The 13,572-nt window shown below is 48.0% G+C and carries 13 protein-coding genes and 1 other annotated feature; of the genes, 8 read left to right on the top strand and 5 right to left on the bottom strand.

The genetic code is table 11. The features are described 5' to 3' along the window. Positions 1-11: 11 nt before the first annotated feature. A complete protein-coding gene (gene sdhA / locus C558_RS0123915; RefSeq protein WP_018758845.1) occupies positions 12-1,769 on the top strand; it encodes a succinate dehydrogenase flavoprotein subunit in 1,758 nt (585 codons plus the stop codon). A gap of 2 nt (positions 1,770-1,771) precedes the next feature. Next, positions 1,772-2,536 (top strand): succinate dehydrogenase iron-sulfur subunit, encoded by a 765-nt coding sequence (gene sdhB / locus C558_RS0123910; RefSeq protein ID WP_018758844.1) that lies wholly within the window; start codon positions 1,772-1,774, stop codon positions 2,534-2,536. Positions 2,537-2,745: 209 nt separating this feature from the next. Here the strand turns inward: sdhB and C558_RS0123905 are convergent, their stop codons facing one another. Then, on the bottom strand, positions 2,746-3,825 hold the full coding sequence (locus tag C558_RS0123905) for a bifunctional 3-deoxy-7-phosphoheptulonate synthase/chorismate mutase (protein ID WP_018758843.1): 1,080 nt from the start codon (positions 3,823-3,825) through the stop codon (positions 2,746-2,748). Between the two features lie 92 nt (positions 3,826-3,917). Then, positions 3,918-4,166 (bottom strand) — a binding site (T-box leader). A gap of 270 nt (positions 4,167-4,436) precedes the next feature. Here C558_RS0123905 and C558_RS0123900 point away from each other — a divergent pair. From C558_RS0123900 to C558_RS0123890, 3 genes are all read left to right on the top strand, one after another. Continuing rightward, complete coding sequence (locus tag C558_RS0123900; protein WP_018758842.1) at positions 4,437-5,297, top strand: metallophosphoesterase; 861 nt, start codon at positions 4,437-4,439, stop codon at positions 5,295-5,297. Between the two features lie 29 nt (positions 5,298-5,326). Beyond that, on the top strand, positions 5,327-6,070 hold the full coding sequence (locus tag C558_RS0123895) for a metallophosphoesterase family protein (protein WP_018758841.1): 744 nt from the start codon (positions 5,327-5,329) through the stop codon (positions 6,068-6,070). Positions 6,071-6,172: 102 nt separating this feature from the next. Continuing rightward, the gene (locus C558_RS0123890) at positions 6,173-7,156 is read left to right on the top strand and encodes a DMT family transporter (RefSeq protein ID WP_018758840.1); all 984 of its coding nucleotides are present in this window, start codon (positions 6,173-6,175) and stop codon (positions 7,154-7,156) included. Positions 7,157-7,333: 177 nt separating this feature from the next. Here the strand turns inward: C558_RS0123890 and C558_RS0123885 are convergent, their stop codons facing one another. Beyond that, positions 7,334-8,149, bottom strand: coding sequence for a histidinol-phosphatase (locus C558_RS0123885; protein WP_018758839.1), 816 nt, complete (start codon positions 8,147-8,149; stop codon positions 7,334-7,336). A gap of 13 nt (positions 8,150-8,162) precedes the next feature. Further along, a complete protein-coding gene (locus C558_RS0123880; RefSeq protein WP_018758838.1) occupies positions 8,163-9,065 on the bottom strand; it encodes a LysR family transcriptional regulator in 903 nt (300 codons plus the stop codon). A 200-nt stretch (positions 9,066-9,265) separates the two neighbouring features. Between C558_RS0123880 and C558_RS0123875 the strand changes: the two genes are divergently transcribed. Further along, a complete protein-coding gene (locus C558_RS0123875) occupies positions 9,266-10,525 on the top strand; it encodes an MFS transporter (protein ID WP_018758837.1) in 1,260 nt (419 codons plus the stop codon). A 56-nt stretch (positions 10,526-10,581) separates the two neighbouring features. On the opposite strand, the gene C558_RS0123870 is transcribed toward C558_RS0123875, so the two are convergent. Then, positions 10,582-11,541, bottom strand: a complete 960-nt coding sequence (locus C558_RS0123870) for a zinc dependent phospholipase C family protein (protein ID WP_018758836.1) — start codon at positions 11,539-11,541, stop codon at positions 10,582-10,584. 294 nt (positions 11,542-11,835) lie between these two features. Between C558_RS0123870 and C558_RS0123865 the strand changes: the two genes are divergently transcribed. Together C558_RS0123865 and C558_RS0123860 are read left to right on the top strand one after the other, a co-directional pair. Beyond that, on the top strand, positions 11,836-12,291 hold the full coding sequence (locus C558_RS0123865) for a chemotaxis protein CheX (protein WP_018758835.1): 456 nt from the start codon (positions 11,836-11,838) through the stop codon (positions 12,289-12,291). A 142-nt stretch (positions 12,292-12,433) separates the two neighbouring features. Continuing rightward, a complete protein-coding gene (locus C558_RS0123860) occupies positions 12,434-13,213 on the top strand; it encodes an SDR family NAD(P)-dependent oxidoreductase (protein ID WP_018758834.1) in 780 nt (259 codons plus the stop codon). A gap of 19 nt (positions 13,214-13,232) precedes the next feature. Here C558_RS0123860 and C558_RS0123855 read toward each other — a convergent pair whose 3' ends face one another. Continuing rightward, positions 13,233-13,496 carry a YusU family protein gene (locus C558_RS0123855; RefSeq protein WP_018758833.1) on the bottom strand — a complete coding sequence of 88 codons (264 nt, stop codon included), beginning with the start codon at positions 13,494-13,496 and terminating at the stop codon, positions 13,233-13,235. Positions 13,497-13,572: the final 76 nt, after the last annotated feature.

The following is a 13,572-nucleotide window of genomic DNA, read 5'->3' as shown; positions in this document are numbered from 1 at the left end:
GGTGGAATGGAATGTCGAAATCTAAAATCATCGTCGTAGGCGGCGGACTAGCAGGTCTGATGGCCACGATCAAAGCAGCAGAAGCGGATGTACATGTAGAACTATTCTCGCTTGTACCGGTGAAACGTTCTCACTCCGTATGTGCACAGGGCGGAATTAACGGTGCCGTAAATACGAAAGGTGAAGGCGACTCCACATGGGAGCACTTTGACGATACGGTATATGGGGGAGACTTCTTAGCGAACCAACCTCCAATCAAAGCGATGTGTGATGCAGCGCCAGGGATTATCCACTTGATGGACCGCATGGGTGTCATGTTCAACCGTACACCAGAGGGATTACTTGATTTCCGCCGGTTCGGTGGAACGAAATACAGCCGTACAGCCTTTGCGGGGGCGACGACAGGACAGCAACTCTTGTACGCACTCGATGAGCAAGTTCGTCGTCATGAGGCAGCAGGGCTTGTAACAAAACGCGAGCATTGGGAGTTCTTATCGACGGTCATCGATGACGAGGGCGTATGCCGCGGGATTACTGCGCAAGATCTTCGTACAATGGAAGTTGTTACATTCGCAGCGGATGCGGTTATTCTCGCAACAGGCGGTCCTGGTATTATTTTCGGTAAAACAACGAACTCGGTTATCAACACAGGAACAGCAGCGAGCGCAGTGTATCAGCAAGGTGTTCATTACGCGAACGGGGAGTTCATTCAGATTCACCCGACGGCGATTCCTGGGGACGATAAGCTTCGCTTAATGTCGGAGTCTGCACGCGGTGAAGGTGGACGGATCTGGACATATAAAGACGGTAAGCCTTGGTATTTCCTTGAAGAGAAATATCCGGCATACGGTAACCTTGTGCCGCGGGATATTGCAACACGTGAAATTTTCAGCGTCTGTGTGGATCAGAAACTGGGGATTAACGGCGAGAACATGGTATACCTTGACTTGTCGCACAAAGATCCGAAAGTACTAGATGTGAAGCTCGGCGGCATTATTGAGATTTATGAGAAATTCATGGGTGATGACCCTCGTAAAATTCCGATGAAAATCTTCCCGGCAGTCCATTATTCGATGGGCGGCATGTGGGTCGACTACAATCAAATGACGAACATTCCTGGATTATTCGCAGCCGGCGAATGTGAATACCAATATCACGGTGCGAACCGTCTGGGCGCGAACTCGCTCTTGTCCGCCATCTACGGCGGGATGGTATCCGGACCGAAGGCAGTTGAATATATCCGCGGCTTGAAGAAATCAGCTGAAGATATCTCCTCCTCCGTATTCGATCGCGAGAGCAAGAAGCAGACGGACAAGTACGAGAGCTTGCTTAAGATGGAAGGCAAAGAGAATGCCTATGTATTGCATAAAGAACTTGGTGAGTGGATGACGAATAACATGACCGTGGTTCGTTATAACAAAAAGCTTGAAGAGACAATCGCCAAGATCAAAGAATTAAAGCAGCGTTACCAGAACATCAATATGACCGATACGGCGCGTTGGAACAACCAAGGAGTAGCCTTTACGCGTCAACTCTGGAACATGTTAGAGTTATCCGAAGCGATGACATTAGGTGCATTAATGCGTAATGAGAGCCGTGGTGCGCATTACAAACCGGAATTCCCGGATCGTAACGATGAAGATTTCATGAAGACGACGAAAGCAGCATGGACGCCAGACGGACCAACGATTTCGTATGAAGAGGTAGATGTATCGCTTATTAAACCGCGTAAACGCGATTATTCGACAGATAAGAAGAAAGGAGAATAACGATGGCGGAGACTACAGTATCATCCAAAACCGTTAAATTCATAGTCACGCGTCAGGATAAACCGGATGCGAAGTCTTATACAGAAGAATTCGAAGTGCCTTACCGTCCAGGGATGAACGTGATTAGTGCCTTAATGGAAATTCAGCGGAATCCGAAGAACGCGAATGGTCAATCGACATCGCCGGTATGCTGGGAATCCAACTGTTTGGAGGAAGTATGCGGGGCATGTTCGATGGTCATCAACGGCAAACCGCGTCAGGCTTGCTCGGCGCTCGTCGACAAACTTGAGCAGCCGGTACGTATAGCACCGATGAGCACCTTCCCAGTCGTTCGTGACCTTGTCATTGACCGCAGCCGGATGTTCAACGCCTTAAAGAAAGTGAAGGCGTGGATTCCGATTGATGGGACGTATGACCTTGGTCCTGGACCACGGATGGCAGAATCCAAACGTCAATGGGCGTACGAATTGTCGAAGTGTATGACATGCGGTGTCTGCTTAGAAGCTTGTCCGAACGTGAACGAAAAAACAAGCTTTATCGGACCTGCGCCGATCTCACAAGTTCGCTTGTTCAACGCGCACCCAACAGGTGAGATGAACAAGGATGAGCGTCTAGATGCCTTGATGGAAGAGGGCGGAATCGAAGGCTGCGGTAACTCGCAGAACTGTGTGCGTTCTTGTCCGAAGGGCATTCCACTCACAACTTCGATCGCTGAGATGAACAAGGCGACAACGAAGCATATGTTCAAGAAATGGTTAGGCGTATAACACAACTTTAGCAAAAGTGAAATGAGCAAAAGGTGTGTTAGGTGAAGAGCAGCATCATAAAAAGGCATACCTTGAAGCACTGGATCGGTTGAATGAATCAACCGCCTGTAGCTTCGGGGTATGCCTTTTCTTGTTCGTATAGCATTTACTGGGGGCCCCGCAAAGTACCTGAATCGCTTCGAAGTCAAAGCATCACTTTGTGGGGTATGTTACTCGTTGAACAATCCGGAAGATTTGACACGGTGCCAGAAATCATGGAATTGCTCGATATTGAGCTGCTGCTGCGCATCGGACAGAGCGGTTGCTGGGTCTGGATGTACCTCGACCATAATGCCATCCGCACCTGCGGCGAGTGCTGCCTTTGCACAAGGAACGAGAATATCCTTGCGTCCTGTCGAGTGCGTGACATCGACGAGCACGGGTAAATGTGTCTCTTGCTTCAAGATTGGAACAGCTGATATGTCCAGCGTATTCCGTGTCCATTTCTCATAGGTACGAATGCCGCGTTCGATCATGATGACATTCGGATTGCCTCCAGCAACAATGTACTCTGCTGCGAGGATGAACTCTTCGATCGTTGCTGCAAGTCCGCGCTTGAGTACGATGGGAACGCCTACTTGGCCAGCGGCTTTAAGGAGCTCGAAGTTCTGCATATTCCGTGCGCCGATCTGAATGATATCGATATACTCTGCGGCCAGCTCGATATGTCCTGGGTGTACAATTTCGCTGATCGTCACCATATCGAGTTCTTCACCAACTTGCTTCAGCAGCTTCAATCCTTCAATGCCAAGACCTTGGAAGTCATACGGAGATGTCCGTGGTTTGAAAGCGCCGCCGCGAAGAACGCGGATACCGGATTCTTTCAGTGCCGTCGCAACGGTCTTGAGCTGGTCATAGGATTCCACCGAACATGGTCCGGCGATCATCACTTGCGCAGATCCTCCGATCGGTACGCCTTTCACATCAACAATTGTATTCTCTTGCTGCTTCTTCCGGCTGACGAGCAGAATTTTCTTGTGATCATCTTGCTGCAGATCAAGTGATGCTTTGAAGATTTGCTTGAATAAATGCTTGATGGTCGCATCCTCGAATGGACCATCGTTGCGTGCGACAAGCTCTTCGAGCATCTCACGCTCACGTACTGGATCATATTTGGGAATCCCTTGCTTCTGCTTCACGATACCGATTTCTTGGGCAATAACCGCGCGCTCGCTTAATAGGGATAGTAATTTTAGGTTAATTTCATCTAATTGATTACGTAACTGGTCTAAATCTCTGTCCTGACTCATCTCAAATCGCTCCTTTTATTCTCTACTCAGATTATCGCCGAATTCCATGCTCCTGTATTCTAGGGCCCTTAGAACGCAAAAAGACTGCCTAATCAAGGGACGGTGAAACTCCGTGGTACCACCCTTGTTAGACAGCCGTAAATTCAGCTTTCTCGCTCAATGCATGGTAACGTCATGCGGACGGACCTCCCTAGTGAAGGATGAATAACATTCTTCCTCGTTCAGGTGTCAACTCTGGAGTGAACTTCAGCAAATCATTTCCTTCCGTGTGCTCTCAGTCGGTCGGCACACAGTCCCTGTAAGGCTGTCTTTCGCTTACTTTTCTCCGTCATCGTCTGTAATAAGTATCATATTCCTCAAATTCAAACCGGTTAATAGAGATTGTAATCCGATGATCTGAAATATGCAATAGGCTCGTGTGAAGCTTTAATGATTTATATCTGTAAAGCAATACAGTGAGGACATCCTGTTCCTGTATCACCGCGAAAACCAACGGTTGCAAGAAAGGTTGTGCTACTAGATATAGAGCTTTTTGCCCGATAGTTCGATTTTCCTTTGAATGGATGAAGATGGTATACTATGAGGTAGCACATGGGTGTACGGGAGGAAAAATGGGGAAAAAGCGAAAGATGACACGACGTTCATTCTTGAAGCGGAGTGCGTTAACGCTTCTGGGCATGGCAGTGGCTGGGGGGACATATACGCGGTTTATCGAACCGGGATGGATCGAGTGGAAGCGAATGATTCATTATAGCAGCCGGCTGCCGGAGGCGTTTCATAACCTGCGAATAATTCATTTTAGCGATCTTCATTTTGGATATCATATGAATGCGGAGCGGCTTCTTAGCATCGTAGAGCAGATGAATGAAGAACGGGCGGACCTCATCCTTTTCACGGGGGATCTGATCGATAATGGGCTTGCAAAAGTGGATCAGGTCATCCCAGCGTTGAAGAAGCTTCATGCACCGCTTGGGAAGTTCGCTGTACTCGGGAATCATGATTTCCGCCATGCGCCGGAGTCCAAATCGACGAATGCCTTAGAACAAGCTGGATTTCGGGTGCTCAAAAATCAACATGTAGATCTGGTGCGCAGCAGTGAAAAAATTGCGGTGGCGGGGCTCGAAGATTGGTTCGGCGGTTTTCCGAATGTTAGGGAGGCTGTGAAAGGGATCCCAGCGGATCGCTATACGCTGCTGTTAGCACATGAACCGGATCTGGCTGACGAGGCCATGAAATATGCGATAGATCTTCAGTTATCGGGGCATAGTCATGGGGGGCAAGTGCGCATTCCGGGCGTTCCTGTGAAGTGGAATCCAGAGATGGGACAGAAATACCCGGACGGCCTCTATACATTTCCGAATACGGAATTTAAAGTGTATACGAACCGCGGGCTGGGAATGACCTTTCTTCCCGTCCGCTTCTTATGTCGACCGGAAATTACGGTCCATACGTTAAGGCGGCAAGTAACATAGCCGCAGGCAGTAATCAAGGAGGATTTATTGTGCAACGAATTGCTATCCTATCAGATATTCATGGCAACATGCCTGCACTGGAAGCCGTGCTCGCAGATATTAGTAAACGGGGAATTAAGCGGATTATTTGCTTAGGAGACTTGGCAGGTAAAGGGCCCAATCCCATCGAAGCAGTCGATCGGATTCGCGATTGCTGCGAGATCGTTATTCGAGGCAATTGGGATGAGCTCATCGGGCGTCAGCTGACAGATAAACTGCCATTTACGTGGCATGAAGATCGACTCGGAGCAGAGAGACTGCAATATTTGGCCAATCTCCCGTTCAGTTACGATATGGAGATGAGTGGGAAGCGAATACGTCTTGTTCATGCTTCTCCGCAGAGTGTCTACCATCGGGTTCAGCCTTGGGACAGTGAGGAACGTAGACTCGGAATGTTCGACAATACGCCGGAGACAGGTAAATCGGAGGAAGACCCGAAGCCAGAAGTTGTCGGTTACGGAGATATTCACAATGTCTATGTACAGCATATGGAGCGCCGGATGCTGTTCAATGTGGGCAGCGTCGGGAATGCACTGGATATGATCCAAGCGTCCTACGCGATCATGGAAGGCACGGAGGGTGGAAGTGCACTTGAACCGTTCTCCATACAGCTTGTACGCGTACCCTATGATATAGAGCTCGCTGTGCAGCATGCACTCAAAGCAAGTGTGCCAGAGATGGAGATGTACATACGGGAACTACGGACTGGTGTGTATCGTGGGCTGCAGCAATAGGCTGAAAAATAATTGTTGATGATCATGTCGATTAGGAGCATAATGGGATACGTGTGTCTAATATCACACCAAGGATTAATTCAAAAAGGTGGCATACATCCTGTGAAAGCAAAAAGTTGGTTTACGCATCCAATCGGTATTATCGTCAGCTCTGTTGCTGCTACCTTACTCTGGGGCAGTGCTGTTCCCTTTGTGAAATTAAGCTATGTGGAGCTTCAAATTTCGAAGCAAGATGTGTTCGAGCAGCTCATATTTGCGGGCTATCGATTCGCACTCGCAGGTTTGTTGTTATATTTGCTGCTGAAGCTCGCGTCCATCGGGAAATCAGCAGGCAGTCAGCAGGCGAGTGAGTTTACGGGGAAGTTAAGTGTATGGCGTCTCTCGCGGCTTGCACTTGTACAGACCTTCTTACAATACCTATTCTTCTATATCGGTCTTATGCATTCGTCTGGGATTCAAGGGGCGATTATATCGGGTTCGGCTTCATTCTTCCAAATGTTATTCGCGCAAGCGATGTACCGGAATGAACCGTTCACATCAGCTAAGATTACGGGCTTGTTCCTTGGATTCGTGGGTGTATTTGCCGTCGGATTCACGCAGAGCGGATTGCATTTCCAATTCGGGTTCGGTGAAATTTGCTTACTCTTATCGGCTGCGTTTGGTGCGTTCGGGAATGTGCTCGCGCGGCATGAATCGGGCAGAGTATCTGTGCTTGAACTTACCGCCAAGCAAATGCTGATCGGGGGGCTAGGCCTCGCGGCGATCGGTGTCGTTCGTAGAGGATTCATGCCGTTTCATTTCGATATGAAGACAGGGGTCATCTTCATCTATCTTGCGTTCGTCTCGGCTGCGGCGTTCGGACTCTGGAATATGGTCATGAAATATAATAAAGTCGGGAAAGTCTCAATGTACCTTTTCCTGATTCCAGTATTCGGCGTGATCTTGTCTTCCATCATTCTTGGCGAGACGATACACATTTGGGTTGTTCTAGCACTAGCAAGCGTGGTCTCCGGTATTATTATCGTGAACCGCTCGCATGCAACGACGAAAGCCGTAAGAGAATCAGACCTAGAAATAGCGCAATAAACTGCTGCGGATTGCAGCTTTGTTCATTTGTTACACAAATGAAATGGTTCTGTGATACGACCATAATGTTAAAGGGGTAAGATGTACTCAAGACCCCCTTTTAATAAATAAACTTGAGGACCTACCGACGTGGCAGGTCCTCCTTTTTTTTGGTGTCATATGCGTTGGATTCATGTTCTAGAGTTGCACGATTTGCTTCTGCTTCTGTTTGTAATAGACCCACGATGTGAATCCGATCTGTTTCAAACGGTCGCGAACTTGTTCCCATTCGTCGCCAACACGGCTTGGAACGTGCGCGTCAGAGCCGAAGGTAACATCCACGTGATGGAACAGGGCGCGTTCAAGGATGTCATCCGAAGGATACCAACCGCCACTCAGCTTTGTTTTCCCTGATGTATTGATTTCGATTGCAATGCCGCACTCGCCGATTACGCGAAGTGTCTCGTCAATCGCCTCATATGCTTCAATCGTTGAAAATTCAGGATAATTGCCTTTCATTGCATCGATATGCCCAAGAATTTGGAACATCCCACTCGTCGCGGAATCCCGAATCATGCCGTAATAAATGTTCTTCGCCTCAATCATCCGAGCAGACGTTAGACCTTTCCAACGGGACTTATTGAAGATACTAACGCCCTCCGTCTGGTGAACGGAACCGATTACATAGTCAAAGGGGTATCCCGCATATATTTGTTGGTAGAGGGAAGCATGTTCTGGGAAAAAATCCGATTCAACGCCGAGCAGGACATCGATTTGCCCCTCGTATTTCGCCTGAAGACGTAGAACCTCTTGAATATAGTTCGCAAATTCGCTTTTGGCCATGGCAATGCGAGGCTGAGCTTGATCTTCGGGGCTGCCGAAGTAAGGCGAGTGATCCGAAATTCCAATGACTTGAAGCCCGGCTTGGATACCCGCTTGGATATAGTCTTCAATATTGCCATCCGCATGCCCGCAGCGAAAATGATGTGTATGCAAATCAAATTTCGTAGTCATCTGGTTACGCTCCTTACTCTGAACTGATAAATTGGGTTTCAGGCATGCCTTTTAAGTCGCTGAGAAATTGCTGCATAGCCGAATTTAAATATTTGCCGGATTTATAGACGACACCGACAGGATGTGCAGTCTCAAATTCACTGACTTTGATCATTTTCAAGGTACCGCGTCGCAGCTCGCTTCCGATCGATAGCTTCGAGATCACCGCGGCACCGAGATTGAGCTCTACCATCCGTTTGATCTCTTCACTACTGGATAACTCCATCACGATATGTGGTTGAATGTTGTAATTTTTAAAGACTTGATCTGCGAATCGACGGCCGACCGTGTCAGGAGATAAGACGATGAACGGAACATCACGCAATGCTTCAACGGTCGTGTGCTTTAGTGTACCCAAGGGGTGGCTAGGTGAAACGACAAGTTCGAAGGTGTCATAGTACAATACGCTGGACTTCAGGTTCGGTGTACTCTCCGATAAGTAACCGATGCCGATATCGACGGTCCCATTCTCCACTTGCGCCATAATCTGCGCGGAAGACATCGTTAAGATTGAAGTTTTGATAAGCGGGTATTGGTTCTGAAAATAAGAGAGAACGCGCGGTAAAATTTGAATCGCGATGGAGGTTGTGGTGCCGATCGTAATATGACCTTGTGGAATATTACTCAGATCACTCAGACGCTGCTTCAATTCTGCGACAATCTTCAGAATACGCTCTGCATGATCAAGAAAGACGTGGCCTTGATCCGTAAGTGTGACGGGCTGGTTCCGATCAATTAACACGGTCTTGAATTCATCTTCTAAGCTTTTGATTTGTGCGGACACAGCGGGTTGCGTTAAATTCAACAGCTCCCCTGCTTTTCGAAAGCTCGTCGTCTTGGAAATGGTAATGAGTGTCTCAAGTTGACTGATGTTCACAGAATCCCTCCTTGGCTGTAAAAATATATGTTCAACATTAGACGATCTAATTAAAGGTTTATTTCACATTATAGGTGAACTTTCAGCAATGATCAATATTGGGCAAGTCATCAAGGAGGAAAGCAGGGGGTGTTTGTCGAAAAAAATAGGTTTATGTTCCATGGCAGTGGAGGTACATATTTCAAAAGGAGGGTTCTTATTTGAATCGAAAAATTGTGCGCAGTTGGATGATGTATGATTGGGCCAACTCAGCATTTGCGACAACGATGATGGCCGCGGTGCTTCCGATCTATTATTTAACGGTCGCTGCTAGCAATCTGCCGGAACATCTTGCAACAAGCTACTGGGGCTTCACCCAGACGATTGCAATGATAATCGTGGCTGTGATCTCGCCAATTCTTGGCGCGATTGCGGATTCTTCTCGAAGTAAGGTTCGGTTTCTTCGCGTATTCGCCTATATGGGCGTACTTGCATGTTTATTGATGGCTTTTACGGGAAATGGGACGTATCTATTCGTCTCGGTCTGCTATATTCTCGGGGTGATCGGATTCTCCGGCGGTAATACGTTCTATGATTCGATCTTGACCGATGTTGCCCCGCTGGATCAGCGAGATGAAATTTCTGCAAAAGGCTATATGTTCGGATATATTGGAGGCGGCGTACTGCTCGCGGTCAACATCGTGATGCTCGAGATGTGGGACAAAGTCGGCTTCCCCAATAAACTCGTAGCTACGCAAGCGGTGTTCGTGACGGTAGCACTCTGGTGGTTTCTCTTCTCGTTACCTATCTTCCGCCATGTGAAGGATAAGGGAGCAGAGCGCAAGCAGCCCGTGAGCTTCTATGCAAAAGAAGGGTTCCGCCGTGTCTTTACGACGTTCAGACACATTCGGCAATACCCGGAACTGCTCAAATATTTAGTCGCATTTTGGTTCTTCAATGATGGGATCTCGACCATTATCAGTATGGCGACGATCTATGGGAAGACGATTGGAATTGGCACGAGTCATTTAATCATTGCGTTGCTGATTACGCAATTTGTAGGAATTCCATTTACGTTCTTATTCGGTAAAATGGCTTCGAAGATCGGTTCGAAGCGTGCACTCTATATGTCATTATGTATTTATGTATTGGTTGTGTTCCTAGGCTATTTCATGACGAATGCATTGCATTTCTATGTGCTCGCATTCGTCGTAGGGATGGTGCAGGGAGGAAGCCAGTCGATTGCTCGATCCATTTACAGCAAGCTGGTTCCGGCGGGCCGTACATCGGAGTTCTTCGGCTTTCTGAGCCTCTCGGATAAAGTATCTGCATCGCTTGGTCCGGCGCTGTTCGGACTTGTCACACTGCTCACAGGCTCCGCGCGTCTCGCAATTCTGTCCTTGCTGGTCTTCTTCATCGTCGGCATCATCATGCTGACGCGGGTGAACCTGGTGAAGGGACTTAACGAAGCCAAGGCATAAGGATGAGGGCTGCCCCGAATGGAGGCAGCCCTTGGTGTGTCGTGGACAGCCCCCCATCAGATGATGGGGTCTGCCACGATAATTTGCAAGCCGCTGTCACACGGCTCGCCATGTTCATAAGAGCGGTTGGCCACGACGATGGCCAATCGCTCTCGCGCCTGCGCCGCAGCTGCGCTCGCGGCGCCGTCTTCGCGCACAGCCGCCCAATAGGCGGCAGCAGCGCCAACCACAGCCGCCGCGTCTTCGCGGGCAGCGGCCCACATGTCCCAGACGCTCGTCGTATACGAGGCGTCTCGGCCTGTTGGGTCGCGCCATGGCTTGCGCGACTCGTTCAAGATATCAAGCGGCTTGCTTGGCCGCTTGAAGACGAACGGCTCAATCTGACCGAAGGTCAGCAGCCGTTTGAGCCCTGTTGGATCATGGAAGAGCCGCTGCGCAGCCGTCATGTGCCGATTGGCTTCTTCCCACGCTTCACGGCGAACACGCTTCGCAAGCTCGGGGTAATAACGCACCGTGACTTGCTCGAACAAATCGACAATGCCATCCGGGAACTTCCCGCCAGTCTCGAACTCCTTCCATACCGGCGTCCGCCATGTCTCAAGCCCTAGCTTGTTCTGTACGACCAGTGTATCCATCCAGATCTCGAACCGCTGATGGTCCCATTTCTTGAATCCCGAACGATAGAATACATAAGGGTGCATATTCCGATCGAGTACATGGTGCAGGACAAAGCCAAGAACATAAATAACGGCGGGATCTTGCAGCGCCCGATGGGCGACACCTTCGATCAGATCCATAATCACCGGACCGCAATGCTCGTTATGCATCACAGAACCGATATCATTCATCGTCTTATCTTTTTGCCACGGCAAAAAGTGATGATAGAACAGAAAATCCGGGCCCTGACAGCCCATACGGAACATTCGAAGATCCTCGGGGCGTGTGATCATCGCTGTAAGATCAGCATCTTTCAATACTTCTTCACCAAAAATAAAATGAGTCCAAATGTTAGGCAAGATTTCGCACATCCTTCTGCACAAATGTTACACTATGAAACTTTCTTCCTAAGTATAAAATTATTGTACCGAATACCGATATAATCGTATAGAACTAGTTGAATTTGTACGTGTATCGGCCCAAATGACTAGGAGATGAAGGAGGTATCGTTCGGAAATACCAAAAAAAGTATATTTTTGAGGTGATTTTTTAAGACGCATGACGTATAATGTAGTCAATCATTTATCGTAGAATTAGAATGAATAATGTCGAATGAAATAAATATATGTCGAATTATAGAGGAGAATCTATTCATGAAAGCGGAATATATTAATCCGTTTTTGGATGCAGCTCGTAATGTAATTGAACAATTGATACAGATTCGCCCCACGACTGGCCAACTTCAAATAAAAGAAGTTCAGTTCTTCGATCAATATATATGGATTGAAATCGGGATGACAGGACAGATGAATGGGAATATTGTCTTTGGTCTACATGAGTCTGTAGCCCTGAAGATCGTCTCAGCGATGATGGGTGGCTTCGTCATGACGGAGCTGGGTGAGATGGGACATAGTGCGATCTCGGAACTCGGGAATATGATTAGCGGCAATGCAAGCACGATTTTATTTAACCAAGGTGTAAAAGTTGATATTACCCCGCCGAAAGTGGTACAATCAGCTGCAGGACAATTCAAAGCTAAACAGGCCTTAACGGTTCCGCTCATGATGGAAGGGATCGGGCATTTAGATATTCAGGTACTTGTTGGATAACAGAAGTAGCAACGATGCAGCTTCGTGAATACATAATGAATTTCGAATCGATATAGCTCCGCTTACGGGGCTATTCTTTTTTCGTAAAGAAAGTTTTGTGGGGAGTTTTCAAATCATCGCAACATAGAAGGAGAGTGTTACGGTGTATACGTACCAAGACAAAATCGTGCTGATTACAGGAGCTTCCAGTGGGATTGGTGCATTAACCGCACAGAAGCTTGCGGATCTCGGAGCCATTCCGATCTTAACGGCACGCTCTACAGAACGCCTTATGGCGCTGCGGTCACAAATCTCAGGACGATGTCATGTGATCCCGATGGATGTAACGGATGAGCAACAAGTGAATGACGCGGTGGAATCGATCATCTCTGAATTTGGACGCATCGATATCTTGATTAATAATGCTGGATACGGTGTGTTTCAAACTTTCCTGGATACGGATACAGCGGAGTTCAATGCGATGATGGATGTCAATTATATGGGGATCGTCCGTTGTACCAAAGCCGTGCTCCCGCATATGTTGACCGCAGGGCAAGGTCATATTGTGAATATCGCATCACTTGCAGGCAAGATCGGTACAGCCAAATCAAGCGCCTACAACGCGACAAAGCATGCCGTACTAGGCTTAACGAATGCGCTGCGGCAAGAAATGGTCGGCAAGAACATAGGTGTAACGGCGATTAATCCGGGACCTATTGATACCCCGTTTTTTGAGAAGGCAGACCCGAGCGGGACTTACGTCAATAATGTTAAAATGTTCTTGTTAAAACCGGAGCAAGTCGTGAACACAATAATAACAGCTATCGTGAAGCGAAAAGCGGAAGTGAATTTACCGTTCGCCGCAGCCATCGGGATTAAGCTGTATCAACTGTTCCCAAGGCTTGCGGATAAATTGGCTTACCGGCTAATCAACAAGAAATAACGGTAACGAAGCAGAAGCCCTAAGGTTCCTGCTTCGGCTTTGCCTTAGCTCGGTGCGCCTCATTCAACTGCTTCACTTCTTCGAAGAGCGCGCGAACAGTCGCTTTAGCCTCAGGATGACTCGCTGTCCAGTGTTGTGTAAGGTTCGGCATCGTCTTATGCATATGGCTGTAGAGGGCCCAAATTTTAATCTTCTCCACTTGTTCTGGTGAGTTATCACCTAATAGCAGTTCTGCGTATTTTTCAAGTAGGCCATCGAACTGTTCCATAAAGGCTTGATCCATCGATAGAACCCCCTTTCCAATAAATGATAATAACTGCATCTCAGTGTACCATACAAATGCCCAATGGGCCAAAGAA

Source organism: Paenibacillus terrigena DSM 21567, assembly GCF_000374845.1.
GTDB lineage: Bacteria > Bacillota > Bacilli > Paenibacillales > Paenibacillaceae > Paenibacillus_K > Paenibacillus_K terrigena.
The sequence above is the reverse complement of the archived record's forward strand: the minus strand, read 5'-3'. Positions and strand labels throughout refer to the sequence as shown.